Annotated in this window: 22 protein-coding genes; 7 read left to right on the top strand and 15 right to left on the bottom strand. The window is 35.1% G+C overall.

The annotated features are described in order from the left end of the window. A complete protein-coding gene (gene hutI / locus NQ163_RS02810) occupies positions 1 to 1,254 on the bottom strand; it encodes an imidazolonepropionase (protein WP_268188779.1) in 1,254 nt (417 codons plus the stop codon). 349 nt (positions 1,255 to 1,603) lie between these two features. Here hutI and NQ163_RS02815 point away from each other — a divergent pair, with 349 nt between their 5' ends. Next, positions 1,604 to 3,199, top strand: coding sequence for a YfcC family protein (locus NQ163_RS02815; protein WP_268188780.1), 1,596 nt, complete (start codon positions 1,604 to 1,606; stop codon positions 3,197 to 3,199). A gap of 124 nt (positions 3,200 to 3,323) precedes the next feature. Here the strand turns inward: NQ163_RS02815 and NQ163_RS02820 are convergent, their stop codons facing one another. The 3 genes from NQ163_RS02820 to NQ163_RS02830 all read right to left on the bottom strand — a co-directional run bounded on the left by NQ163_RS02820 (position 3,324) and on the right by NQ163_RS02830 (position 8,789). Next, positions 3,324 to 4,817, bottom strand: coding sequence for a RagB/SusD family nutrient uptake outer membrane protein (locus tag NQ163_RS02820; RefSeq protein ID WP_268188781.1), 1,494 nt, complete (start codon positions 4,815 to 4,817; stop codon positions 3,324 to 3,326). A gap of 10 nt (positions 4,818 to 4,827) precedes the next feature. After that, positions 4,828 to 8,022 (bottom strand): SusC/RagA family TonB-linked outer membrane protein, encoded by a 3,195-nt coding sequence (locus NQ163_RS02825; RefSeq protein ID WP_268188782.1) that lies wholly within the window; start codon positions 8,020 to 8,022, stop codon positions 4,828 to 4,830. Between the two features lie 596 nt (positions 8,023 to 8,618). Next, a complete protein-coding gene (locus NQ163_RS02830; RefSeq protein ID WP_120241555.1) occupies positions 8,619 to 8,789 on the bottom strand; it encodes a DUF362 domain-containing protein in 171 nt (56 codons plus the stop codon). 169 nt (positions 8,790 to 8,958) lie between these two features. On the opposite strand from NQ163_RS02830, the gene zupT reads away from it, so the two are divergent. Continuing rightward, a complete protein-coding gene (gene zupT, locus NQ163_RS02835) occupies positions 8,959 to 9,783 on the top strand; it encodes a zinc transporter ZupT (RefSeq protein ID WP_268188783.1) in 825 nt (274 codons plus the stop codon). A gap of 65 nt (positions 9,784 to 9,848) precedes the next feature. Here zupT and nth read toward each other — a convergent pair whose 3' ends face one another. Beyond that, positions 9,849 to 10,508: an endonuclease III gene (gene nth, locus NQ163_RS02840; protein ID WP_268188784.1), complete on the bottom strand. Its 660-nt coding sequence runs from the start codon at positions 10,506 to 10,508 to the stop codon at positions 9,849 to 9,851. A gap of 390 nt (positions 10,509 to 10,898) precedes the next feature. Here nth and NQ163_RS02845 point away from each other — a divergent pair, with 390 nt between their 5' ends. From NQ163_RS02845 to nadD, 5 genes are all read left to right on the top strand, one after another. Further along, a complete protein-coding gene (locus tag NQ163_RS02845) occupies positions 10,899 to 12,764 on the top strand; it encodes an ABC-F family ATP-binding cassette domain-containing protein (RefSeq protein ID WP_268188785.1) in 1,866 nt (621 codons plus the stop codon). 81 nt (positions 12,765 to 12,845) lie between these two features. Continuing rightward, positions 12,846 to 14,186 (top strand): MATE family efflux transporter, encoded by a 1,341-nt coding sequence (locus NQ163_RS02850; protein WP_268188786.1) that lies wholly within the window; start codon positions 12,846 to 12,848, stop codon positions 14,184 to 14,186. Between the two features lie 69 nt (positions 14,187 to 14,255). Continuing rightward, positions 14,256 to 15,134, top strand: a complete 879-nt coding sequence (locus NQ163_RS02855; RefSeq protein WP_268188787.1) for a YicC/YloC family endoribonuclease — start codon at positions 14,256 to 14,258, stop codon at positions 15,132 to 15,134. A gap of 80 nt (positions 15,135 to 15,214) precedes the next feature. Then, complete coding sequence (gene gmk / locus NQ163_RS02860) at positions 15,215 to 15,781, top strand: guanylate kinase (protein ID WP_268188788.1); 567 nt, start codon at positions 15,215 to 15,217, stop codon at positions 15,779 to 15,781. 1 nt (position 15,782) lies between these two features. Next, positions 15,783 to 16,364 (top strand): nicotinate (nicotinamide) nucleotide adenylyltransferase, encoded by a 582-nt coding sequence (nadD, locus tag NQ163_RS02865; RefSeq protein ID WP_268188789.1) that lies wholly within the window; start codon positions 15,783 to 15,785, stop codon positions 16,362 to 16,364. A gap of 309 nt (positions 16,365 to 16,673) precedes the next feature. Here nadD and NQ163_RS02870 read toward each other — a convergent pair whose 3' ends face one another. From NQ163_RS02870 to NQ163_RS02915, 10 genes are all read right to left on the bottom strand, one after another. Beyond that, positions 16,674 to 18,737 (bottom strand): M16 family metallopeptidase, encoded by a 2,064-nt coding sequence (locus NQ163_RS02870; RefSeq protein ID WP_268188790.1) that lies wholly within the window; start codon positions 18,735 to 18,737, stop codon positions 16,674 to 16,676. Positions 18,738 to 18,783: 46 nt separating this feature from the next. Then, positions 18,784 to 20,103, bottom strand: coding sequence for a M16 family metallopeptidase (locus NQ163_RS02875; RefSeq protein WP_268188791.1), 1,320 nt, complete (start codon positions 20,101 to 20,103; stop codon positions 18,784 to 18,786). A gap of 255 nt (positions 20,104 to 20,358) precedes the next feature. After that, positions 20,359 to 20,910 carry a 2-oxoacid:acceptor oxidoreductase family protein gene (locus NQ163_RS02880; RefSeq protein ID WP_110360338.1) on the bottom strand — a complete coding sequence of 184 codons (552 nt, stop codon included), beginning with the start codon at positions 20,908 to 20,910 and terminating at the stop codon, positions 20,359 to 20,361. A 34-nt stretch (positions 20,911 to 20,944) separates the two neighbouring features. Further along, the gene (locus NQ163_RS02885) at positions 20,945 to 21,718 is read right to left on the bottom strand and encodes a thiamine pyrophosphate-dependent enzyme (protein ID WP_268188792.1); all 774 of its coding nucleotides are present in this window, start codon (positions 21,716 to 21,718) and stop codon (positions 20,945 to 20,947) included. 3 nt (positions 21,719 to 21,721) lie between these two features. Then, on the bottom strand, positions 21,722 to 22,807 hold the full coding sequence (locus NQ163_RS02890; RefSeq protein WP_268188793.1) for a 3-methyl-2-oxobutanoate dehydrogenase subunit VorB: 1,086 nt from the start codon (positions 22,805 to 22,807) through the stop codon (positions 21,722 to 21,724). A 52-nt stretch (positions 22,808 to 22,859) separates the two neighbouring features. Next, on the bottom strand, positions 22,860 to 23,087 hold the full coding sequence (locus tag NQ163_RS02895) for a 4Fe-4S dicluster domain-containing protein (RefSeq protein ID WP_054716272.1): 228 nt from the start codon (positions 23,085 to 23,087) through the stop codon (positions 22,860 to 22,862). Positions 23,088 to 23,277: 190 nt separating this feature from the next. Continuing rightward, complete coding sequence (locus NQ163_RS02900) at positions 23,278 to 24,609, bottom strand: pyridoxal phosphate-dependent aminotransferase (RefSeq protein ID WP_268188794.1); 1,332 nt, start codon at positions 24,607 to 24,609, stop codon at positions 23,278 to 23,280. A gap of 288 nt (positions 24,610 to 24,897) precedes the next feature. Then, positions 24,898 to 25,419: a flavodoxin gene (locus tag NQ163_RS02905; protein ID WP_268188795.1), complete on the bottom strand. Its 522-nt coding sequence runs from the start codon at positions 25,417 to 25,419 to the stop codon at positions 24,898 to 24,900. A 51-nt stretch (positions 25,420 to 25,470) separates the two neighbouring features. After that, positions 25,471 to 26,163, bottom strand: coding sequence for a hypothetical protein (locus tag NQ163_RS02910; RefSeq protein ID WP_268188796.1), 693 nt, complete (start codon positions 26,161 to 26,163; stop codon positions 25,471 to 25,473). Between the two features lie 72 nt (positions 26,164 to 26,235). Beyond that, a complete protein-coding gene (locus tag NQ163_RS02915; RefSeq protein WP_268188797.1) occupies positions 26,236 to 26,382 on the bottom strand; it encodes a hypothetical protein in 147 nt (48 codons plus the stop codon).

Genomic DNA, 26,382 nt, shown 5'->3' on the forward strand with positions numbered 1-26,382 from the left:
TTACAATCTTTGTCCTCTCAAAATTACCGCATCAATTAAATTGCTTCCATAAGCATATGGCATAAACTCAATAGAAGGAATTTCTTTAGTAATGAAAACATTGGCAATTTTTCCACGAGCGATACTTCCCAACTCTTCCTGAACACCCATTGCGTAAGCCGAGTTGATGGTTGTAGCATTCACTGCTTCCTGTGGCAACATTTTGTAGTTGATACACGCCAAAGACATAATGAATTTCATATTTCCTGATGGAGATGAACCTGGGTTAAAATCAGAAGCCAATGCTACTGGTAATCCTGCATTCATCATATCGCGCACAGGTGAACAAACCATGTTCAAAAAGAAAGCTGCACCTGGCAATACGGTTGGCATGGTTTCAGAATCTTTCAAACACTTTATTTCTTCCTCACCTACAAACTCAAGGTGGTCAACCGAAAGGGCATTGTACTTCACTCCTACCTGAATACCTCCAGAGTAATCCAACTCATTGGCATGGATTTTAGGACGCATTCCATACTTCATTCCTGCGTTCAAAATACGATCAGTCTCTTCTACAGTAAAGAATCCCTCATCACAAAACACATCAATGTAATCTGCCAATTCTTCTGCTGCAACCAGAGGAATCATTTCGTTGATTACCAAATCAACATACTCTCCCTGGCGACCTCTGTATTCAGCAGGTACAGCATGTGCACCCAAAAAGCTCGATTTAACGGTTAGCGGAGTTGTTTCTTTAATTCGCTTGATTACTCGAAGCATTTTCAACTCATCTTCAACGGTCAAACCATACCCACTCTTAATTTCAACTGCACCGGTTCCCATACTGATGATTTCGTGAATGCGTTCCATAGCAGCTACGTACAGCTCATCTTCGGTAGCATCGTGCATGCGCTTGGCCGAATTCAAAATTCCACCTCCACGCTTTGCAATCTCTTCATAAGAAAGACCTTTAATCTTATCGGTATATTCAATCTCACGACTACCGGCGTACACCAAGTGTGTATGCGAATCGCAGAAAGATGGGAATACCATACGACCTGTAGCATCGATCTCCTCTACATGATCGAATCCTTCCATTTCATCGTAATTGGGCATATCTTCCATCTTGCCAAAATCAGAGATCTTCTCATCTTCAATAAGCAAATACGCATTATCAATGCAATTTAAATTTGCCATGTCGGTTCCGGCAACCCACTTGCGAGGAGTTTCTTCAACCTGAACAAGAGTCTTTATATTACTTATTAACAACTTCATATCTATATCGATTAATAATTAGTAATGAATAATGAGTAATCGGGTAGCGGACAAATAGAAATGAATAATAATAAGTAGATAATTAAAAGATGTATAAGCATAACTCTCAACTTATCTCCTAATAACCAATACATTTAATCATTTACTAATTCACGCATTCACACTCCCGATAGATATCGGGACACTCATACACTTTAACATGCAAATATTATCTAATTCTGAACAAATTGCAAACCTTTTCGATCTGCTCTTTAAAATTATTTTATATCGCTGATTCTGTACATATTTTTCTATTTTTACGCATTCAATTTTAAGGGGTAAAAACCAAACACAAACTAAATCAACCTATATGTTTAAAAAGATACCACATACTTATGTAATTGTATTTGCAATAGTTGTATTATCTGCAATATTAACCTGGATTATTCCAGGAGGAGAATTTGAGCGTACCACAGTAAATGTAAATGGTACCGACCGTGAAGTGATCGTTCAGGGATCATATCATCAGATAGAAAGTCAGGGACAAAGCTGGGAAATATTCTCTTCTTTCTTTAAAGGATTTGTTGACAAGGCCGATATTATCATGTTTATTTTGGTAATTGGTGGTGCATTCTGGATTATGAATGCCAGTAAATCTATTGATGTAGGAATCTATTCCTTCTTGAAGTTTACTCAAAAACTCGAGAAGAATAAAACCATACGGAAAATTGGGGTCAACAATATTATACTGACCTTAATCATGCTGGTGTTTAGTGCCTTTGGCGCTACATTTGGGATGAGTGAGGAAACCATTGCCTTTGTAATCATTTTTGTTCCGATGTCCATTAAAATGGGATATGATTCCATTGTTGGGGTCTGTATCTGCTTTGTTGCTGCAGGTTTAGGATTTGCAGGAGCTCTTCTAAATCCTTTTACCATTGGTATTGCACAAGGATTATCTAATCTACCTTTATTTTCAGGTATTGAGTATCGTTTATTTTGCTGGGTGGTAATTAATGTTATCGGATTTGCATTCATTTTAAGATATGCCGCTAAAATTCGCAAAAACCCACAAGCATCTTTGGTTTACACCGATGATGAATACTGGAGAAAACACAACGATACAGATATGGAAGAGTTGGAATTTTATACTCCAAAATCGGCATGGGTAACCTATTTTATTCTCTTAATTACCATGGTAGTGTTCTCTTTCCATTATCCAATGAGTACCTTGAAAGTTGGAAATTCGGAAATGACAACTTACGTCCTTCCAATTGTTACAGGATTATTCGCTATTCTAGGTTTTATATCTCTTCGTAAATCGGTACATTTCTATATTCTAAATCTTTTACTTTTCACAATCATTTACCTGATTGTTGGTGTAATGGGATATGGATGGTACATCATGGAGATTGCAACCTTGTTCTTCGCCATGGGAATTTTCTCGGGTATTGCATTCAACAACACTGCCAACGAAATCACAAACCTATTCCTTGAAGGCTCACGAGACATTCTTTCTGCTGCAATGATTGTTGGTTTAGCAGGTGGTATTCTAATTGTATTGGAAGAAGGAAATGTGATCGATTCTATTTTGTACTACATTTCACAATCGATGAACGATTTTGGGAAGATGGCTTCGGTATCTATCATGTATCTGATTCAAAATATCATTAATGTAATCATCCCTTCAGGATCGGCAAAAGCAGCTTTAACCATGCCTATGATGTCTCAGTTCTCCGATTTAATTGGAGTATCGCGCCAGGCAACAGTAATGGCATTCCAGTTTGGTGATGGTTTTACCAACATGATTACTCCAACTTCGGGCGTATTAATCGGCGTTCTTGGCGTTGCAAAAATTCCATACGACAAGTGGGTAAAATGGATTGGCGGATTTATGGCAATCTTACTCTTGTTAGGACTTTTATTGCTAATCCCAACCGTAACCATGGAGTTGAACGGATTCTAAAAAAAATACAAACAAAGGGGCTCGAATGAGCCCCTTTTCAATTCTACTAACCACACGGGAAATTAATATCCGGGATTTTGGAAAAATTTTGTTTTAACATCGATTTCTCGCTGTGGAATTGAGATTAATCATCAAAATTTGGATTAGCATCAACTTCTCTCTGAGGAATTTGATAAATCATTTTTTCATCCATAGCTGGTATTACCAGGTCGGCACCTGGCATTACAAGGTTTAATCTACCATCTTTTCTATTTAATCCAATTCCATTTCTAGCCATATCAAAAGAAGCAACACCTTCACCCCACAATTCAATTCTTCTATATAGTAGAATTTCATCAATTAGATCTTGACCTGTTTTTGTTGATTTCACATAAGAAGGATCCCTAACCGTATTTAAATCAAATAATACTTGTTGAGCCTCACCATCTTTGCCTTGTTTAGCCAAAGCTTCAGCTTTAGTTAAATAAAACTCGGTATTCCTTAAGTATATATAATCTCCAATAAACTCACCAGGTCCTGGTTGGGCAATAAATTTTAAACTTGTATACTTTGGTGTTTTATTATAATGCCCCCATGTACCTGGAACTAATATTGTTCCCGGAGGATATTCTTGATCAGCAAACCAGGCTAGTCTTTTATCGCTTGCTGGAATCATATCATATAAATTTGAATTTACTGTCTTAAAATGATTCCAACCACTATACCCATCATTTATTTGGCTTATGTGAGAAAAGAATGAATTATATACACCTGATGTTGCAGGTGTAACTACAGAACCCCAAATCGCTTCCGATAATGAAAGCTCATCAAAACCATGAAGAACATCATCGCTAATACTTCCTACATTCATTGCAATATCTGCAAATTTTTCTGCTTCCGACCAGTTCTCATAAGTTAAATAATACCTGGCCAAATATGCTGCTACTACAGTAGCATCAATTTCTTCTTTTGATGATCTACTGTAATTTTCCAACCCGTTATAAGCCAATGTCAAATCATCAAGTATCAGTTTTTTAACCTCACTTACAGTAGATTTTGGTTGTCCTACAAAATCACCAAAATCGATAGGTATGGCCTCTTCTGAGTCATTCGCTCTGGTATGCTGATAAATTCTAACCAAATAAAAATAAGCTATAGCTCTATATGTGTGAGACTTATACTTAAAAACCAATACTTCTTCAGGAGCATCATCTGATATCGTATTAATTATTCCATTGGCATTATTAATTACTTTATAAAAGAATTCCCAAATAAAATCATTATCAAAATATGTTAATCCTATATTTTCATAATTACTGTAAGCCCCAAACCAAGTATTTCTACTCATGTCCATGTCATTACTTCTTAAATCCATACCAAGCTCTACAGCCTTCAAACCAAATTCAGCATCTCTATCATCAGTTTCTCCATCTCTTAGGTACGATAAAATAGCTCCATCTAATGCCGTAAGACCTTGAGTACCTCCAGCATCAGAAATTGCAGAAGCATGTGATGCAGTATGATATCTTTCCTCAGCAAAATCTTGATCTAAATCAGCACAAGAAACCAAAAGTGTTATTGAAAAGATAAAGACAAAATATTTGCTTAAATGTATATATAAAGATCTATTATATTTCATAACTAGTTATTTAATTTAAATTTACACTTACACCAAAAGCTATAGTTCTATTGGCACCATATTCAGCAGAAGATCTTCCTACCGAATTCAAACGAGGATCATACCCTTGTCTTGCACTGTATAATAAGAATGCATTATTTACAGTTCCATAAACTCGGATGTTATCAATATGGTATTTTTTTAAAGTTTTATTTTTAAATACATAAGCTACGTTAATGTTACTTAAACTCAAATAACTTAAGTCTGTTAAAAAAAGATCTGAAATATCATATTGATTTGGGCTTAGAGGATCAACTCTAGGTAAACTAGCTGTTGGGTTATCTACTGTCCACGTTTTGTCATAATCTGCAAAATTGGTTACATTTTGCGTAGCACCCAGCAATCCATAATACTCACTATCGATACCATAACCTCCTACTTGATAAGAAAATTGTAGGTCTAATGAAAAATTACCAGCTTGAACTTGAGCTCCAAACCCTCCTGTTATTTTTGGTATTGCCTGTTTACCAAGGTAATATCTATCGGCCTTAGAGTAGTCTTCTGTAATTACATCTTCACCAGTTGCTTCGTCTTCCATATACCATTGGGCATTTCCGTTTTCAGGATTTACTCCCGCTGATTTTCTCATATAGTAATCAAAAATACTTTTACCTACTTCTCTTCGGAAACTACCAAATGGTATTGGCTCATCATTAGGCAGTTCGGTTATTTCATTATGATATGTAGTAAGGTTTGCATTAAAATGAACATTAATCTTTTCCTTTTTTATAGCATTCCATGAAATTTCCGTTTCAAATCCACTATTTACCATAGAGCCTGCATTTTCTGGTCTGGAAGCTTGCCCTGTCGATATAGGTATAGGAGTATTAAATAGCAAATCATCAGATTTTTTTCTGTAATACCCAATGGAAAGATTTATCTTATTAAGCAAACTCATTTCATAAGCAATATCCAAACTAGCCGATTTCTCCCAAGTCAGTTTTTCATTACCTAAATACCTTAATTTTTGTGTTAAAGCGCCATTATTTTCATCAATTTCATACTGATTTTCGTAAGCTACTAAATTTCGAGTATCAACATCTTCATAAAAAATTCTATCGTTACCAGTAGTACCATAATTTATGGCAAACTTTGCATAATCGATGCTTTCGATATCTTTCATGAAATCTTCGTTACTCATAACCCATGACGCACCAACAGACCAAAATGCCCCCCAACGCTCGTCTGGATGAAAAACAGAAGAAGCATCATATCTACCAGTTACATTCAAGAAATAGGTATTATCTAAACCATAAATAAATCTAGAGAAATAACCTTCGGTTGTATATTTAGTATTGTAATTGCTAGCTGATGCATAAACAGCAGTATTATCTAATATTGGGCTAAAATCTCCAATAATATTTCTTTTCGAAAGAGATAAGGTAGTAAATTTTTCTACATACGTTTCATGTCCTAAAAGTACATCAAAGCTATGTTTTCCATTATCTTTTTTCCAGGTTAACAACTGTTGATTCGTAAATGCAGAAAAATTTCCTCTAGCATTAGTTAAAAGTCCATTTTGAGCTTTAGCGAAAGCACCAGCACCAGGCTTAGTGAAATCAGTTTCTTGAGTTGTTTGAGTTAAGTAGTTCATAACATACTCAAACTTAAAACCTAATGGCAAATCGAATTTTGCTCTTAAACCTCCATTAAAATTGTCTCTTTCATTGGTTTCTTCCGTATTTTCAATTACCGCAAGAGGATGTTCTCCAACCGCATAAATTCTAGCACCTCTGCTACTTCCATCAGGAAAAAATTGAGGAACACCAAAGTCATAAGCTAATCCACCAGGGTTATTAGGGTTTTTAATAGGATTCCAATTTTCATCATATTGATAAACAGGGTAAATTGGAGCTATTCTTCTATTCCAAAAGAATGCGTTAGCAAAACTTGTTGTAGGAACACCATCAGCATCAACAGTTGAAGGAACAGCTTGACTTTTAGATTTTGCATAAGACACATCTCCACTTAATGTCAGCACATCAAATATTTTAGCTGAACTAGCTTTTAAACGAGCTGTATGTCTTTTAAAACTACTTCGAACAGTATATCCCTTATTCGTTTCTGTTCCTAATGATAAATAGTAAGTTATATCATCAGAACCTCCTGAAATACTAAAATTGTGAGATTGAAAAGTAGCGTTATCTCTAAATAAAGCATCCTCCCATTTGTCTTTAACCAAAAGGTTTGCCGAACTATTTAGCTTTCCCGTTAAAGGATCAACTAACTGATTATCCGGAACATCATATAAGTTGTAATTTCCCAGCCTATCAATTAAATTATCAGATGCAAATTGTCTGGCTTCCTGCATAGTAATAGGAGTTCCGGCAGCCTTTTGCTTGTAAAATTCGGAATTAGCTAATACACTATGATAAGATTCATAAAATTCGCCAGGATTTTCTATAATATCGTACTCTTTTGCACCTCTTTGTGTAAATCCAAACCTACTATCTACATTTATCTGTAATTTGTTTTTAATACCCTTTTTGGTAGTAATTAATAAAACTCCGTTTGAAGCTTTATTACCATATAAAGAAGTTGAAGATGCATCTTTTAAAACTGAAGTTGACTCAATATCTTTTGGGTTTATACTACTTAAACTTCCAGAATAAGGAACACCATCTAAAACAATAAGTGGCTCACTATCTGCATTTATGGAACCAAACCCTCTAATTCTAATTATAGGATCAGAACCAGGTTGACCATCAGCCTGAATAACTCTCATTCCAGAAACTAAACCTTCTAAGCTTTTTACAGGGTTTGAGAAAGTTGCATTTTCTATTTGCTCTTTTTTAATAACACTCACAGATCCAGTAACTGAATTTCTAGATTGTGATCCATAAGCAACAACTACAACTTCATCCATTCCTATTGATTCGGTTTCTAAAGTCACATCGATAACAGTTTGGCTACCTACAGGTATTTCCTGAGCAACCATACCAACAAAACTAAATACCAAAATGTCAGATGCCCCGACCTCAATTGAATATTTCCCATCTATATCAGTACTGGTTCCTGATGTTGTACCTTTAATAACAACCGAAACACCGGGCATTCCCATGCCATCATCCGAACTTTTTACAGTACCTGAAATCAGTTTTGTTTGTGCATTTATTAGTTGTAATGACATAATAAATATGCAAACAGTAAATATCAGTCTTTTCATACAATTAAATTTTTAATAAGTTTCATTATAAAATCTTGAGATACATCAACTCAAGACACATAGTAAAGCTTTTACATTGGTCTTAGAATCCATAACTAAACTTTTAGGTGATTTATTTCACACCTAAAGCAGTCTCTATATTTGTGCGAATTATTATCGGTGATTCTATCTTAATACAAATCGAGCCGAAAATATATTTCTACACTCCGAAAAATTATTGGTGATTTTGGGTTTTGAGCTTGAAGAGAAAATAATAACAATCGTTACTCTCCATAACAGTCGACATGAAATGAATAGTATAACGATACTTAGATTACAACTAAATGTATTCTACATGTTTTTTTTAGTTAAATCCTTTTAGGATGTTTCGAGTAGTAATTCCATATTAAAAGTTTTTAGGTTAGTAAAATTGTTTTTGGCACTCCAAATATATTCTATAGAATTTGGCATGATTTAACATCATAATAAAGAGCCCTATATTTATTAGATGATTTATAAACATTTTACCCTATCTAATTTATCCCTTTTTTTTTTAATATTAAAAAAAAAGAGAAATCTTTTCAGATTTCTCTCAAATATTCAATGATTTAACGAAATCAATCAGCTTCTGAAATAGCCTCTACAGGGCATACTTCTGCGCAAGCAGCACAATCAATACAAGCATCTGGATCGATAACATAAATATCCCCCTCTGATATTGCATCAACCGGACATTCATTAATACATGAACCACAAGCGGTACATTCATCTGATATAAGGTAAGCCATAACAATTCGTTTTTAATTGATAAATTACTTATAATGAACTGAATTAAAATTACGACTTGGTTTCAATCAAAACAAGATGTTAATATCCTAAACTCTTATTTAGAATTATTCCAATTAATCATTATATTTACTCCAACAAAAAAATTAAACAGACTAAAAAAAACAATACATGGAATTCGAATATTCTACCACAACGGTATTAATAGCTTTTGGCTTGACCTTATTTGCTGGTCTATCTACAGGAATAGGAAGTGCCATAGCCTTTTTTGCTAAACGAACCAACACCAAATTTTTATCTCTATCTCTGGGATTTTCAGCAGGTGTAATGATTTATGTATCTCTTGTTGAGATTTTTCAGAAGGCAAAAGATGCTTTGATTACCGACCATGGCGAAGTTGCAGGAACTTGGTATACGGTAATTTCATTCTTCTGTGGTATTTTATTTATTGCAGTAATTGATAAATTAATTCCTTCTTTTGAAAACCCACATGAGGTTAAAAAGATTGAAGACATAGACGAGGCCAATATCAAAAACAAAAAATTGATGAGGATGGGTATATTTTCAGCACTAGCTATTGCCATTCATAACTTCCCGGAAGGCCTGGCAACATTTGCCGCAGCTCTTGCCGATCCAACAATTGCAATTCCAATTGCTGTGGCTATTGCAATTCACAATGTTCCGGAAGGAATTGCAGTTTCGGTACCAATTTATTATGCTACTGGTAGTAAGAAAAAAGCATTCCTATTATCATTTCTGTCTGGTTTGGCCGAACCTGTTGGAGCTTTAATCGGTTTTATTCTTATCTATTCTGTGTTAGGTTTAAGCAATACAATTTTTGGAGTATTATTTGGAGGTGTTGCAGGTATTATGGTATTCATTTCATTGGACGAACTATTACCAACTGCAGAAGAATATGGAGAACATCACAATGCTATTTATGGATTGATTGCCGGAATGGCAGTAATGGCTGTGAGCCTTTTGTTATTCTTGTAAAATATTGGGATTTAAAATCCTTTACTCTATAAGCCCTGATTACAAATCAGGGCTAGCTAAACTTTCTATTTTGCCTTAGCATTTTTCTTTTCTTCTCTTTGGAAGTATCTACAATACTCTTTCAATCCGCATGGTTTACATTTGGGTTTGCGAGCCAAACAAACATATCTTCCATGAAGAATTATCCAATGATGAGCGGTAGCAATCAATTCCTCTGGAATATAACTCACCAAAACCTTTTCTGTTTCCAATGGAGTTTTTGACTTGGTTGTTAAACCTAGTCTTTCAGAAACTCTAAAAACATGAGTATCCACGGCCATTGCAGGTTTATCGTAAACAACAGAAGCAATTACATTTGCCGTTTTCCTACCAACTCCAGGAAGCTTTTGTAGCTCTTTTACATCATCAGGAACCACTTCCTTAAAATCCTCAACCAGCATCTTTGCCATTCCCAACAAGTGCTTTGCCTTATTATTTGGGTATGAACATGATCTGATCAAATCAAAAATATCATCCTGACTTGCATGAGACAAATCGAATGCTGTTGGATACTTATCAAATAATGGAGGTGTAATCTGGTTAACCCTTTTATCGGTGCATTGTGCCGATAAAATAACGGCAACCAATAACTCGTAAGGATTAGTATAGTTTAATTCTGTTTCAGCAATTGGCATGTTCTCCTGAAACCAAGCTATTATTTTTTCAAACCTTTCTTTTTTACGCATAGTTAGTTTTGTTTTACAATTGCGAGCTAACGAAATTAATAAACTTTGCGAGAAAAAGTGAATGACTGAATAAGTGAATGAGCGGTGCACAGAAGAAAGTAGAAGTATGAATCCCTATGAACCGGGATCAGCAGAGCTGGAAAACAAAAAAATAAAAAGGTAAAGAAATAATAAAGTAAAAGGGTAAATAAGTGAATCCCGAAAGTTTGGTATTGGAAATCTGGGAAGGTTAATTCCCGATCGAGAGTGGCTTGAAGCTGAATGCTGAGATCTGAACGCTAACAAAAAACAAGGTGCAGCGCACCACAATATTTTTAATCGACTCAGGTTATTATTAAGATATTTAGCCGTAATTCTTAAATTTGCATCACAATTTTAGAGAATAACACAATGATATCATATTTACAGGTTGAAAACCTAAGCAAAAGTTACGGAGATCTAACACTATTTGAAGGCATTAGTTTTGGAGTTGGCCAAGGTCAAAAAATTGCATTGATCGCAAAAAATGGTACCGGAAAAACTTCCCTTCTAAATATTATTGCAGGAATCGACTCTCAAGATTATGGAGATGTAATTTTTCGTAATGATATCAAAGTTGCTTACTTACAGCAAAATCCCAATCTGGAAAACAGCAACACAGTTCTTAACGAAGTTTTTAACTCCGATGATCCTGTACTTTCTGTAATCAGGGAATACGAAAAAGTAATCAGCTCGAATGATCAGGAAAAAATGACTGATATTCTTGAGAAAATGGATCAATACAAAGCCTGGGATTACGAGAATAAAGTCAAACAAATTCTGTCTAAACTTAAAATTACCAATTTCGATCAGGTAATAGGACAACTTTCGGGTGGACAAAAAAAGAGAGTTGGATTGGCAAAAGTATTGATTACAGATCCTGACTTTTTGATTCTGGATGAGCCAACCAACCATTTGGACTTGGAGATGATTGAATGGTTGGAGGAATATTTGAACAAGTCGAAAGGAACCTTGCTAATGGTTACTCACGATCGTTATTTCTTAGATCGAGTTTGTAATGAAATCATTGAAATGGATGCGAACTCCATTTATACTTATAAAGGCAATTATTCCTATTATCTTGAAAAAAGAGCCGAAAGAATTGAAAATATAAATGCTGAAGTTGGCAAAGCTCAAAAGCTCTTAAAAACTGAACAAGAGTGGATGAGAAGAATGCCTCAGGCACGCGGAACAAAAGCAAAGTACCGCATTGATGCTTTTTACGAACTGAAGAAAAAAGCAGCAGCGGGTTTTAAGGAAGACGGTATGGAGTTGGATATCAAATCAGCTCGACTGGGAAAGAAAATTCTGGAACTGGAAGGTTTATACAAAAATTTTGGTGACCTAAAAATCCTTGAAGATTTCAGTTATAAATTTCAGCGTGGCGAGAAAATTGGAATTGTGGGTAAAAATGGAACCGGAAAATCTACTTTCCTAAACATCATTACCCGCAATCTTGAACCGGATTCAGGATCAATTGAAATTGGAGAAACCGTTGTTTACGGTTATTACAAGCAGGATGGAATTACAATTAATGAAAATGAGAGAATTATTGATGTAATTAAAGATATTGCTGAGTCAATTGATCTAGGTAATGGCAAGGTGATGTCGGCATCTCAGTTTTTGGAGTATTTTCTATTTCCACCAAAAACACAATACAACTATGTATCAAAATTAAGTGGTGGAGAAAAACGTCGCTTGTATTTGATGACGGTTTTAATGAAAAATCCAAACTTCCTAATTTTGGATGAGCCTACAAATGATTTGGATATCATGACTCTAAATGTTTTGGAAGAATATCTGATGAACTTTAAAGGTTGTTTAATCATTGTTTCTCACGACCGTTACTTTATGGATAAAGTGGTTGACCAGATGTTTGCTTTCGAAGGAATGGGAAAAATCAGAAACTTCCCTGGCAACTACACAATATACCGTGATACAATTGCTGAAGAGGAAAAGGAGCTTAAGAAAATTGAAAAGCCTGCAAAACCTAAAAAAGAAAAACCAAAATCAAACAACACGCTTAAAAAGCTTTCATTTAACGAGAAGCGCGAATTTGAGCAATTAGAAGTTGACCTGGAAGCATTAAATGCCGAAAAAGAAGAGTTGGAAACTGCAATGAGCTCTGGTACATTAGCTAACGATGAGTTGATGCAAAAAGCAAGCAGAATTGAAGAAGTAATCAACCTGATTGATGAGAAAGAGTTACGTTGGCTGGAATTAAGTGAACGAGCTTAATTGTTACTACTGTGAAACATTTCTGTTTTTTTTGAGAATGATGATAAAATTAAGAGCTTTGTATTTCTACAAAAAAGCTGAATGAAAGATTTTACAAGCGGAAACGTAAGCAAACTAATTTTTAATTTTACACTACCAATGCTATTGGGAAATGTATTTCAACAACTTTACAATGTTGTTGATAGCATTATCGTTGGTAAAGTTTTAGGTAAAGAGGCCTTAGCTTCTGTAGGTGCCTCATTTCCGATTATTTTTACACTTATTGCACTGCTTATTGGAATTGGTTCCGGTTTCTCTATTGTTATATCGCAATTTTATGGTGCAAAGGATATTAACAGCGTAAAAAAATCCATCGATACAATGTATATATTCCTGTTTGTAGCAGGTTTGTTTGCATCAATATTTGGCATTTATTATAGCGAAGAGCTTTTTCTTCTTTTGCAATTGCCTTTGGAATTAATTCCTCAGGCTACTACTTATCTAAACATTTATATGGCAGGAATGATCCTGTTCTTTGGATTTAATGGTACAAGTTCTGTTCTACGAGGTTTGGGAGACTCTAAAACTCCTCTATTTTTTTTAATTCTTGCATCGCTTTTTAATATCCTGTTTGATGTTCTTTTTGTAATGGTATTTAAATGGGGAATTGCAGGAGCAGCCTGGGCAACGGTAATCGCTCAAGGAGGAGCATTTGTAACCGGAATATTATACCTTAATCGCACTCATAAAATCATGAAATTTTCATTCTCGAAACTCAGTTTTGATAAAGATCTTTTCATCAAGAGTTTAAAGATTGGTTTGCCTTCGGGGATTCAGCACACATTTGTTGCCATTGGAATGATGGCGTTGCTTGGAATTGTAAATACTTTTGGTACTGATGTTATTGCGGCCTATACCGCCGCTGGTAGAATAGATTCACTAGCCATGATGCCTGCAATGAACTTTTCTCAGGCCGTAGCCGCATTCGTAGGGCAAAACCTGGGAGCCAATAAAATAGAAAGGGTACGAAAAGGATTTAAGGCAACATTTTTAATGTCGAACCTGTTCTGCATTTTAATGACTGCCATCATTGTGATATTCGGAAGTCAACTCATGAAAATGTTTACCACTGATCCCAACGTAATTGCGATTGGCGAAAAGTACTTAATCATTGTAAGTTCCTTTTACCTTTTGTTTTCTACTCTATTTACAACCAATGGTGTATTACGTGGAGCTGGAGACACACTAATACCAATGTTTATCACCCTATTTTCTTTATGGATTATAAGAATTCCCGGTGCATATTTTCTTTCTTCTGAAATTGGTGAAACAGGCATTTGGTGGTCTATTCCAATTGGATGGTCAATGGGAGCACTTCTTTCCTATTTATATTATTTGACAGGAAAATGGAAAAGCAAATCGGTAGTTGCTCACAAAGCTTGATTCCTACAATCCAATTAGTTTGTAATTCCACTTCAATCTCTTACCTTTGCGGAAATAAATATTTCGTATATGTTAATATCGATGACCGGCTTTGGTAAAGCCACTCTAGAATTGGAAAACAAAAAGGTTTCCATCGAAATTAAGTCTCTAAACAGCAAACAGCTGGATATAAATACCAGAATACCGAACCTTTATAAAGAAAAGGATTTGGTTCTTAGGAACGAAATCAAAAATCAACTTGAGCGTGGTAAAGTTGAACTATCTGTATTTATAGAGAGTGTTGGTACCGATAAAGAAACTAAAATAAACAAACCAATTGTTGAAGCTTACTATCAACAGCTTACCGAACTTTCTTCAGAACTAGGTATTCCTATGGAAAAAGAGCCTATTCTTCAAACCATCGTTAAACTTCCAGATGCACTAAAAACAGAGCATCAAGAGCTAGACGAAGAAGAATGGAATCAAATTTTTGCAGGATTTAAGTCAGCTGTTGCTGATTTAAACTCATTTAGAAAGCAAGAAGGAGCCGCTTTGCAAGTGGATATATTCGAACGAATTGCCAATATTGAAAAACTTTTGGAAGAAGTTCCTCAATACGAAGCAAAGCGTATCGAAACTGTTAAAACAAGAATTAACGATAATCTGAAAGAGTTTGTTGAAAAGCAAAATGTAGATAAAAACAGATTCGAACAGGAGATTATCTATTATCTTGAAAAATTAGATATTACTGAAGAGAAAGTTCGTTTGGCAAACCACTGCAAATACTTTATTGAAACGGCTAACAATGGCAATTCAATCGGTAAAAAATTAGGTTTTATCGCTCAGGAAATTGGTCGAGAGATAAACACTTTAGGATCGAAAGCAAACGATTCTGATATTCAAAAAATAGTGATTCAGATGAAGGACGAGTTGGAGAAGATAAAAGAACAGCTCCTAAACGTCTTGTAAGATAAAAACGAATTTCAACAGAAGCGTAGGGTCAAAACTCTGCGCTTTTTTATAATTTTAAAACAACACACAAATTAAATATGTCAGGAAAATTATTCATTTTTTCAGCTCCAAGTGGTTCAGGTAAAACAACTATTGTTCGTCATTTACTTGGACAGGATTTTAAACTTGAATTTTCTGTTTCAGCAACCAGTCGTGCCAGCAGAGGCAACGAAGTGCATGGTAAAGATTATTATTTCTTAAGCACAGAAGAGTTCAAACAAAAAATTGAAAATGATGAGTTTTTGGAGTGGGAAGAAGTGTACGAAGGATGTTTTTACGGCACACTAAAAAGTGAAATTGAGCGCATAAGAAATAAAGGCAACAATGTAATTTTTGATGTTGATGTTGTAGGTGGTGTAAACATCAAAAAATACTATAAAGATGATGCTTTGGCTGTTTTTATTCAACCACCTTCAATTGAAGAGTTAGAACAAAGGTTAAGAGGAAGAAATACCGATAGCGAAGAAGTGATTGCTGAACGAATTAAAAAATTCCAATTTGAATTGGGATTTGCAGATCAGTTTGATAAGGTGATTATTAACGACAAGCTTGAGGATGCTTTTCAAGAAGCTGAAAACACTTTAAGCGAATTCATAAAAAAATAACATGAAGCTTAAAATTGGATTATATTTTGGATCATTCAATCCAATTCATATTGGACATTTGGCCATTGCAAATTATATGGCCGAATACTCCGATTTGGATCAAATTTGGTTTGTAGTAAGTCCACAAAACCCATTTAAGCAAAAATCAAGCTTACTTAGCGATTATCACAGGTTAGAGTTGGTAAATCGATCAATTGAAGCATATTCTAAATTAAAAGCCTCTAGCATTGAGTTTGGTTTACCCAAACCTTCCTATACAATCGATACGCTTACTTATTTAAAAGAGAAATACTCCGAATATGAGTTTTCTTTAATTATGGGTTCAGATAATCTGAAAAATTTTGAGAAATGGAAAAATTACGAATTAATTCTTCAAGAACATGATTTGTATGTGTACCCAAGACCAGGATTTAAGGATAAAGAAGTTGAGCTGAATGGTACTGTTCATTTGGTAAATGCACCACTTATGGAAATATCATCAAGCTTTATTAGGGAGGCCATAAAGGAAAAGAAAGACATTCCCTATTTCATGCCAGAAGCGGCATACAACTACTTAAAAGAGATGCATTTCTACGAAAAATAATAAAAACAAAAAGGCAGGTCCCCACCTGCCTTTTTCTAACCCAAAATGATTTCCAATACGAAACTTTAACCCTAAAACCTTATACAATTCATATTGAAATGTTGATTCGTTCAACGTGCCTAACCACTACACTCCCGAATCGGAGTGCAAAGGTAGATATTATTTTTAATCTGCAAAGGAAATTTAAATTATTTTTCTAAAAATTGATTCTAAATAAATTTCACATCACCTTAAACCCTTATTCCAAAAGTATTCAAACAAAAAAAGAGGCTACAATTGTAGCCTCTCTTCATATATTATCTAATTCTATTAGTTAAAAATTGCATCATCTACACCTTTGTTCACAAGCAATTCTTTAATGGTTAAAGGCATTTCCTGTGGTCCCATTTTGGTAATGGTTTGGAATGGATACTTCACACCATCAACTTCTTTGTAATCCTTGTACAACATGATCATGCTCATACCTTGTTGCTGAGCAACGGTCTTAACTTTTAATCCTGTATTTGCATTAAAGAAATCAAATCTTGAATTTCCTTGCGGATCTTTAATTTCAAGCTTATAAGCTTTTTCACCATCAACTTTTTCAGCACCAACTAGCTTCATCTCATAACCTAGCTTTTCCATAGAAAGTTCAGGGCACATTTGTGCTTGTTGTTTAAACCCTGCCAATTGTGCTTCATTTGCAACCATTTCCTGTCCTTGTGCAACTACTCTACCGGCAGTTCCATTGTAATACATTGCCTGCATTACCTGTCCATTCATGGTCATTTTCATACAGAATTTCTCATTGTTTTTCTGTGCTGTCTCAACATTAATACTCATTGGACCCATTTTCATTTCGCCTTTAATACTGATGTCTTTTACAGCTTCCCACTTATCACGACCTCCAATTGCAGCAACATAATTATCAATTACTGATTTGCAAGTCAAACCTTCTGGAATTGCATTAGGATCTTCTTTTACGATATCACCTTTGTAGTCATATTCTTCAACTTCACCATCTGAATCTAATTTCGCCAATTGCTTTTTGTATTTCTTATCACCAACCACCAGGTAAACCGCATGATTAGGATCTACATACTTTTGAGCCATTGCCTGAATATCTTCCAAGCTAACTTTATCTAATTTTTCAAGGTAAGTTGCATAATAATCAGCTGGCAAGTTGTAACGCTCAATAGCCATTGCAAATCTGGCAATGGTACCTGGATCTTCAAGAGATCTTGCAAAGTCGCCGGCCATAGTTGCTTTGGTCATATTCAAATGATCTTGAGTCAATTTCGCATCTCTGATTCGATTCATTTCAACAACCATTTCCATTAATGCACTATCGGTTACTTCAGCTTTTACTTCTGAGCTAGTGTAAAATCCACCAACCAATTTATCTGAATATAATCTGGAACCTGCACCATAGGTATATGCTTTATCTTCACGCAAGTTTTTGGTTAATAATCCTGAAAAACCGCGACCTAACATTGCATTCATAACTGATGCCGGAATTACATCTGGATTACCTTTCTTCAATTCAAATGTGTTGTAGATTCTCACCAAAGACTGAGGAGCAGCATCTTTATTCGCCAATACTACACGCTTGCCTTCCATTTTTACAGGCATTTCATAAGAATGATTTGGAACATCAGCAGCTTCCCACACTCCAAAATACTTTTTAACCAACTTTTTAGCCTCTTTGGTAGTAATATCACCAACAATTGCCATTAATGCCTTATTTGGCTTAAAATAGGCTTCATAGTACTTCTTACAATCTTCTATGGTAATGCTCTTAACCGTTTCTTCAGTCACAACATCTCCGTAAGGATGATTTGCCGGATACAATACTTTGCTTCTCATATTACCTGCCATTGACTTAGGATCTGTTTTATTTGCTTCCAAACCTGATAAAGTTTGCTTTACAATTTTATCAAATTCTTCTTGTGGAAAAGTTGGATTCAACAACACATCTGCCATCAATTCAAGAATTTGTTCCTTATATCTTGACAAACCACCAGCATCCACTCCTGATGAAGAAACACCTAATTCAGCACCAATAAAATCGATTTCATCAGCAATTTGCTTTGAAGATCTTGTTGCTGTACCACGATCAAGCAATTGTCCCGTAATCGACAAGTAACCAGCTTTATCGCCTTCAACGATAGGATCATTTAACAAAGAGATTGCAAAACCAACTTGAGGTAACTTGTGGTTTTCAACCACTAAAACTTTCATTCCATTTTTAAGGGTAAAGCTATCGTAATCACCCAACTGTACTTTTGGAGCCGGACCTGCTTTAGGAGCTTTTGTTCGGTCAACCTGAGCACTAGCTGTAAATACGTAACAAACAACAACAGCAAGTGCTAAAAATCTATATAAGTTTTTCATTTTCATATATTTTCTATTCTGGAAATTTCAAATAAGAACTTCTATATTATTTCTGCTTTGGCAAGTAATACAAAACAACTCTGTTCTCAGGTACGAAATACTTTTTGGCAACATTTCTAATATCTTCTTTTGTTACGGCAAAGTATTTTTCAAGCTCCTTATTTACTCTTTCAGTATCTTTAAAGTAAGTATAAGCAGTAGCAAGGTTTTCTGCACGATCAGCAATCGTTGCATTCGAACTTACAAGCTCGTTCTCAATTTTATTTCTTAGTTTCTGAAATTCTCTATCAGAAATTAATTCGTCTCTTACCACAGAAAACTGTTTGTCCATTTCATCCTCTAAAGCTTTAGGATCTACCCCCATGTTTGGAATACCAAAGGCAAGAGTCAAACCTGGGTCTTCATAAGGCATTGGGAAAGCCATCAACTGAATTGCTTTTTGTTGGTTATCAACCAATTCTTTGTAAAGGCGAGAACTCTTTCCATCAGTCATCAATTTTGATAACATATCTACAGCATAAAAATCAGGAGTTCCTACTGCTGGAATATGATATGCTTGAATAACTGCTGGCAATTGAATATTATCAAATACTGTATCTCTTACCTCAGTTGTCTTTTTAGGCTCCACAATATTTGGACGATAAATCTCTTTGGTTCCTTTAGGGATTTCAGCGAAATAATCGTTTATTAATTTTTTCGCTTCTGCTTTGTCAAAATCACCACAGATGGTCAATACAGCATTATTTGGCACATAAAATTCTTTGTAAAAGTTCATGAAATCCTCATCCTTTGCATTACGGATGTGTTCTTCATCTCCAATTGGAGTCCAACGGTATGGATGCTTTTCGTAAGCATGAGCCATTGTTTGAGGCAGAATTGTACCATAAGGAGGGTTATCGTATCGCTGCTTCTTCTCCTGAATTACAACTCCTTTTTGAGTTTTAATGCCAATTTCTTCAACTTTTGCATGTAACATTCTTTCCGACTCTAACCATAAGCCTAATGCCAATTGGTTTGATGGAAGCATTTCAAAATAATAAGTTCTGTCTGTAGAAGTATTTGCATTCAACTCACCACCTGCTCTTGACACATACTTGTCGTATTGGTGACGAGGAATGTTCTTGGTTCCTTCAAACATTAGATGTTCGAAGAAGTGTGCAAAACCAGTAAGTTCAGGACTCTCATTCTTAGAACCAACATGGTACATTACAGAAACTACAATGTTTGGTGTAGTATGATCTTGCTGCAAAATAACATGCAAGCCATTGTCCAAATCATACTCTTCGAACTCAATTTTTCCATTTTGGGAAAAGCCACTTGCCAGTCCGAATACAACTAGCAGTGAAAGTAGTAGAAGCTTTTTCATCATCATTTTATATTGTTTAACATTATTAATTGGATTCAATTCGAATCTAAAACTGCTAAACAATATTAGATGATTATATCGCCAATTTCAATTTTTTTGGATAAACTCAAATTTAACTCGATAAAACGAGGTATTAAACTGTTAAACCTCTCTGACTGAACAAAACAGTTAAAATTTGTTAATTATACGACATAAAAAAGAGGAGCTCCAATGAACTCCTCTTTACTTATTGTATGTATGTTATGTCTGTTGTAATTACAGCACTTGAACATTTTCAACACTATCAATTCCTTTCTGAATTGCTTCAATATTTAATGGAATCAATTTATGATGACGTTCTGGTAAAGATTTTTCCAAACCTTTTTTAACATTTTCAATTTTAACAATAGGCTTCACATTTAAAAATCCACCTAAAATAATCATGTTAAAAGTTTTAGGATTCCCCATTTCAGCAGCCAAAGCAGCTCCAGGAATCTTAAAAATGTTAATATCTTCTCTTTCCGGATGACGAGTAATACCGTTTGGATCATATAGTAAAGTTCCTCCTGGTTTAATATCAGCTTCGAACTTGTCCATTGATTGTTGATTAAGAATGATCGCAGTATCAAACTTCTTCAAAACAGGTGAACTAATTCTGTCATCACTTAAGATTACTGTCACGTTAGCAGTACCTCCACGCATCTCAGGACCATATGATGGCATCCATGATACTTCCTGATCTTGCATAATACCTGAGTAAGCTAAGATTTTACCCATTGAAAGTACACCTTGACCACCAAATCCTGCAATGATAATTTCTTCTGTCATTTTTTTACAGTTTTTATTGATTTAAAATGGAGTTCTATTCATCTTTTAATGTACCCAATGGATAGTAAGGGAACATATTTTCTTTCATCCACTCGTTTGATTGAGTTGGAGACAATTTCCAACCTGAAGAACAAGTTCCTACAATTTCGATGAAAGAAAGACCTTTTTTCTCTCTAGTATTTTCAAATCCTTTACGAATAGCTTTTTTCAACTTTCTTACTGCACCTGCAGTTTCAGCTGATTGACGAGTTACAAAGCGTGTACCAGGTAACAAGCTAACTATTTCACTCATTTTCATTGGAAAACCTGTTGTCGCACAATCACGTCCGTAAGGAGATGTTGCAGTTACCTGACCTTCCAAAGTTGTTGGTGCCATTTGGCCTCCTGTCATACCGTAAATAGCATTATTTACGAATACAACTACAATATTTTCTCCACGATTACAAGCATGCATGATCTCAGCACATCCAATAGATGCCAAATCACCATCACCTTGATAAGTGAATACATATTTGTCTGGCATTAAACGAGAAGTAGCTGTAGCTAGTGCAGGAGCACGACCGTGAGCTGCTTGTTGCCAGTCAATATCCAAATAATTATAGGCTAATACAGAACAACCTACTGGTGAAACACCAATTGTTTTATCCTGAATATCCATTTCTTCGATAACCTCAGCAATTACCTTATGAATTACACCATGTGTACAACCTGGGCAATAGTGCATTTCGTTATCTAAAAGAACATCGGTTTTCTTGTAAACCAAGTTCTCTTCGCTAATAATATTATTGATTTCAGTTGTTGCTGTCATAACTTATTTTCCTAAAATTTTTTCTTCCAATGCTTCCACAACCTCTTCTGGTGTTGGAATAATTCCACCATAGCGTCCGAAGTGTTCTACTGGAACTTTACCTTCAACTGCTAGTCTAACATCTTCTACCATTTGACCAGCACTCATTTCTACAGATAGGATACCCTTAACCTGTCCCAACATTTCTTGAATTTGTATTGTTGGATAAGGGAATAGAGTTATTGGACGTAACAAACCAACTTTAATACCTTTCTCTCTTGCAAGCTCAACTGATTTCTGGCAAATTCTTGCACTTGAACCATAAGCTACGAATAAGTAATCTGCATCGTCACAAGCAATTTTTTCGAAACGAACATCGTTCTCTTCCATTGCTCTGTATTTAGCTTGAAGTTTGTGATTGAATACTTCTTGCTTTGCAGAATCCAAATCCAAAGAAGTTGAAATATTACGTTCGCTACCAGCTTTTTTACCGTTAGTTGCCCATGATCCTGAAATCTTTTCAATTTCCTCATCAGTCCAACGTGGTTTGTAATCAGACAATTCTACTTTTTCCATCATCTGACCGATAACACCATCAGATAGAATCATTGCTGGATTTAAGTATTTAAATGAAAGCTCAAACCCAAGGTCTACAAAATCGTTCATTTCCTGAACTGATGCTGGTGCCAAAACGATCAATTTATAGTCACCATGACCACCACCTTTTACTGCCTGGAAATAATCCGACTGAGCAGGCTGAATAGTTCCCAAACCTGGGCCTCCTCGTACAATATTTACAATTAATGCAGGAAGTTCAGCACCTGCCAAATAAGTAATACCTTCTGCTTTCAAACTAATCCCTGGACTAGATGAAGAAGTCATTACTTTCTTACCGCAAGAAGCACCACCATAAACCATATTAATAGCAGCAACCTCACTCTCAGCTTGTAGAACCACCATACCAGTTTCATCTTCTGGTTTGCGGATCATTAGGGTCTCCATAATTTCGGATTGAGGAGTAATTGGATATCCGAAATATCCATCGCACCCACAGCGAATCGCTGCTTCCGCAATTACCTCATTTCCTTTCATTAAACGAACGTCTCCCATTACGAATATTTTTTATAAATTTTTCAGATTTTAGTAATAAGTACTTATTGTACTAGCTAGCCTTGGCTCTGTAAACTGTAATTACAGTATCAGGACAAACCAAGCCACAGCTTGAACAACCAATACAAGCATCTGGATTGGCCATATGAGCATAATGATAACCTTTACCATTTACTCCTCTTGCCAGTTCGATAACCGCTGTAGGACAAGACACTACACAAAGTCCACATCCTTTACATTTTTCGGTATCAACTACAATAGCACCTTTAAATTTTGCCATAGCATTTATAATTAAAAATTAAATGTTTTTACACTCTAAAGGTAACAAATTAAAAGCAATATTAATGATTCAGCTTTCAATTTATCATCTCATTAAATCAACTGAATTTCAATTCCTTACACCTAAACACCAGAATTTACAATCAGTCTAAATAATATAATCCATTAAGGATTAAAACATTATATCTTTTTTAGCTTAATTTACTTTCAAATTGATGATGTTTTTCAAACTCTTTTAATCTGAATTCAAGATCCTTGAATTGATCACGAGAAATTTGAGAAACACATGCTCTTAGTCCTTCTTTCAAGCTACCAGTTTCGTTCAAACAAATTGCTGAAATTCCATAATACAATAACTCTTTATTCAACTCAGCACCTGTCATACCAGGATATGAAACCGTAAAATAAAATCCGTCAGCAAGCGGTACATTCACATCCGTATCATAAACCAGCTCGAAACCATTTTCGAGAAACATCTTTTTCATGATCTGAGCTCTTTCACCATACTCTTTCACATCATTGATAAAATCAAAACTTCCTTCATTCGCAGCCTTCAACATCGCACACAAAGCATATTGTGCCGAGTGTGAAGTACCCGATGATAAAGTATAAATAATTCTATAGATGATTGTATATCCTAATTCACCAGTTCCACCAAATCTTTTCTCAAGGTTTTCGAACTTGCGACTATACAGTTTATCTGAAATACAAAGCAAACCAATACGTTGACCAGCATAGCTAAAGGCTTTTGAACTCGAAATCATCAACACATAGTTATCTGTATAATTTGCAACACTTGGTTGGTAAGGTGCAACACCTGGTTTACCTAAATCCGAACGGAAATCCATAGCAAAATATGCCAGGTCTTCCATCACGATCGTATCATATTTATTGGCTAGTTCACCAATAATTTTAAGTTCTTCTTCATTAAAGCAAATCCATGCCGGATTGTTAGGGTTTGAATAAATCATTCCAGCGATATTACCTTTCGAAAGAAATTCTTCTAATTTTTCTCTTATCTTTTCTCCTCTGTAATTGTAAACATCGAATGATTCATATTTCTGTCCCATTACCTCCAACTGTGTTTTCTGTACAGGAAAACCTGGATCGATAAACAATATGGTATCTTTTTTAGGATCACAATTTCCTATAGCCATAAAAGCTGCATATCCACCCTGCATTGAACCAACAGTTGGAACAATACCATCAGCTTTGACATCGATATTCATGAAATTCTTTACGAAACGAGAACCTTCTTCTTTTAAAGCTTTAACACCTTCTAACATTGGATATGCCGAAGCAGCTCCTTCCTCTAAAGCTTTTTTCTCTGCTTCAATCCCCACTTTTGCAGGTTTTAATCCAGGAACTCCCATCTCCATTCTAATGAACTTCTCTCCACTTTCCTCCTGAATTAAATTTACAACACGAACAATATCACGAATTGTTGCATCAGCCATATCACTAATTCCGCAATACGCTAATTGTTTATCAACAACTTCTTTATTTATGGGGGTGTTTTTCATCTCACTTTATTTTTGTGGTAAAGGTTAATAGCTGGTGAGATTTTTCGCTTTTCCATCTCAAAATCTTTCAATGCTTAAGCATCACTATTACTCACCTTACTAATTTTATGCAATTTTACGAATTTTAATAACAAATTAAAACATCAAACTCTTATTTGATTGCAATCTAAACAAAGTAATCGTTTTAAATGTTTCAATTCGTCACATTAAAGCTTCATTATCTTACAAATTAAAAGAGGCTGATCGGAATACCGTCAGCCTCTTATATTTTTTATACTCGATAAAATATTATTCAAATTCAGGAAGAATAACTTCTAACCATTTCTCTACCCTTTCTTCGGTAAGGTCTGACTCAAAGTCTTCATCCAATGGCAGGCCAACAAATTTGCCATCAACAAATGCTCTTGATTCGTTAAACTCATAGCCATCGTCACTAACCTGACCAATCATTTCGGCTCCTGTAGGTTTAATTGCTTCTGCCAAATCTCCCATTGAATCAACAAAGAAATCTGCGTAAGCAATATGATCTCCTAAACCAAAGAGAGCAATTTTTTTACCTTTTAGATCTAGACCATTCAATTTTGGTAAAAAATCGTCCCAATCATTTCCCGAATTATCAGATGACCAGGTATGTTTTCCAAGAGTTGAAATTCCCATGATGATATTTGAATACTCAGTCAATTTTTCAGCGTCGGTTTCTTTAACCAAATGAACTTCAACTTTTTTAGTAGTTATCTTCTCAGCTACAATTTTAGCGACCTTATCCACATTTCCGCCTTCAGGTCCGTAAAACAATCCAATCTTACTCATAGGACAATATTTTATGTTAGTGTGTTTCTTGTTTCTTCTACAAAGTTAAAACTATTTGGCACTTTTCAAACTCGCAATAGCAAGCAATACGCCTAATACAATACCTAAAACCGCTGCAAATAAAACCTGGAAATCTGGTGGCAACAAAAAGGTAATTGTATGGGCTGGAATCCAGAAAAATGGAATTGTCTTTTTAAATACAAAGTTCCATTGAACATCCCAGTTTAAATTCACAAAAATATTTGAAAACTTTATTGGACGTAGTAATCCTACGACAGTACCTCCATTATCAACAATGTGAGTATCGGTAATCTTATGCAGGGTCATCATAACTGGTGCATAAATAAGGTTCATAAAAGCACTTATACAGAAAGCCACCAATAGTTTTGTTACTGTAAAAGGCTGTTTCATTGCCTCAATAGCACCTTCAACTCCAAGGTATGATAAAAAGATCGGAGTACCGGTTGCAAAAATTACAAATGCCAGCTTAATGGTTAAACCTAAGAATCCCCAAACGATAGCACGAGGAATTATACCAAAACCTTTTTGATAGTAATTCCCTGTTCGAATACGCAAGCCGATTACCTCACCGATGGTTGCTAAAATGGCAAACTTGATGAAACTGGTTATCATACCATGTTCCTTATTAAAATCGATATAAAAATCGAAAACAGTTTGAGATACAAAAAATGGCAAGAACAACAATACGAATCCCAACCAAAAGATAATATCCTGCTTTTTCATTATTTTATATTTAGATGTTATTTGTTTTTTGAACACAAATAGCATGAGAATTCTCCCATGCTATTGTATTTATTATTCTGATTGTTCTGTGTAGTTGTCCAGACCTTGAAAGAATCCTGTTTTCACTTCTTTCCATTTTATCGCTATCCCTATTAAAAGGATAATTACAAAACTGATCAACATTTTTTCGTTCTTATTCAGATCTTTCCACTTTCTCAT

Origin of the sequence: Marinifilum sp. D737 (assembly GCF_026672275.1) — a bacterium.
Lineage (GTDB): Bacteria > Bacteroidota > Bacteroidia > Bacteroidales > Marinifilaceae > Marinifilum.

Coding starts and splice junctions, on each gene's coding strand:
- hutI (WP_268188779.1), bottom strand. CDS start 1,254: ATGAAGTTGTTAATAAGTAATATAAAGACTCTTGTTCAGGTTGAAGAA.
- NQ163_RS02815 (WP_268188780.1), top strand. CDS start 1,604: ATGTTTAAAAAGATACCACATACTTATGTAATTGTATTTGCAATAGTT.
- NQ163_RS02820 (WP_268188781.1), bottom strand. CDS start 4,817: ATGAAATATAATAGATCTTTATATATACATTTAAGCAAATATTTTGTC.
- NQ163_RS02825 (WP_268188782.1), bottom strand. CDS start 8,022: ATGAAAAGACTGATATTTACTGTTTGCATATTTATTATGTCATTACAA.
- NQ163_RS02830 (WP_120241555.1), bottom strand. CDS start 8,789: ATGGCTTACCTTATATCAGATGAATGTACCGCTTGTGGTTCATGTATT.
- zupT (WP_268188783.1), top strand. CDS start 8,959: ATGGAATTCGAATATTCTACCACAACGGTATTAATAGCTTTTGGCTTG.
- nth (WP_268188784.1), bottom strand. CDS start 10,508: ATGCGTAAAAAAGAAAGGTTTGAAAAAATAATAGCTTGGTTTCAGGAG.
- NQ163_RS02845 (WP_268188785.1), top strand. CDS start 10,899: ATGATATCATATTTACAGGTTGAAAACCTAAGCAAAAGTTACGGAGAT.
- NQ163_RS02850 (WP_268188786.1), top strand. CDS start 12,846: ATGAAAGATTTTACAAGCGGAAACGTAAGCAAACTAATTTTTAATTTT.
- NQ163_RS02855 (WP_268188787.1), top strand. CDS start 14,256: ATGTTAATATCGATGACCGGCTTTGGTAAAGCCACTCTAGAATTGGAA.
- gmk (WP_268188788.1), top strand. CDS start 15,215: ATGTCAGGAAAATTATTCATTTTTTCAGCTCCAAGTGGTTCAGGTAAA.
- nadD (WP_268188789.1), top strand. CDS start 15,783: ATGAAGCTTAAAATTGGATTATATTTTGGATCATTCAATCCAATTCAT.
- NQ163_RS02870 (WP_268188790.1), bottom strand. CDS start 18,737: ATGAAAAACTTATATAGATTTTTAGCACTTGCTGTTGTTGTTTGTTAC.
- NQ163_RS02875 (WP_268188791.1), bottom strand. CDS start 20,103: ATGAAAAAGCTTCTACTACTTTCACTGCTAGTTGTATTCGGACTGGCA.
- NQ163_RS02880 (WP_110360338.1), bottom strand. CDS start 20,910: ATGACAGAAGAAATTATCATTGCAGGATTTGGTGGTCAAGGTGTACTT.
- NQ163_RS02885 (WP_268188792.1), bottom strand. CDS start 21,718: ATGACAGCAACAACTGAAATCAATAATATTATTAGCGAAGAGAACTTG.
- NQ163_RS02890 (WP_268188793.1), bottom strand. CDS start 22,807: ATGGGAGACGTTCGTTTAATGAAAGGAAATGAGGTAATTGCGGAAGCA.
- NQ163_RS02895 (WP_054716272.1), bottom strand. CDS start 23,087: ATGGCAAAATTTAAAGGTGCTATTGTAGTTGATACCGAAAAATGTAAA.
- NQ163_RS02900 (WP_268188794.1), bottom strand. CDS start 24,609: ATGAAAAACACCCCCATAAATAAAGAAGTTGTTGATAAACAATTAGCG.
- NQ163_RS02905 (WP_268188795.1), bottom strand. CDS start 25,419: ATGAGTAAGATTGGATTGTTTTACGGACCTGAAGGCGGAAATGTGGAT.
- NQ163_RS02910 (WP_268188796.1), bottom strand. CDS start 26,163: ATGAAAAAGCAGGATATTATCTTTTGGTTGGGATTCGTATTGTTGTTC.
- NQ163_RS02915 (WP_268188797.1), bottom strand. CDS start 26,382: ATGAGAAAGTGGAAAGATCTGAATAAGAACGAAAAAATGTTGATCAGT.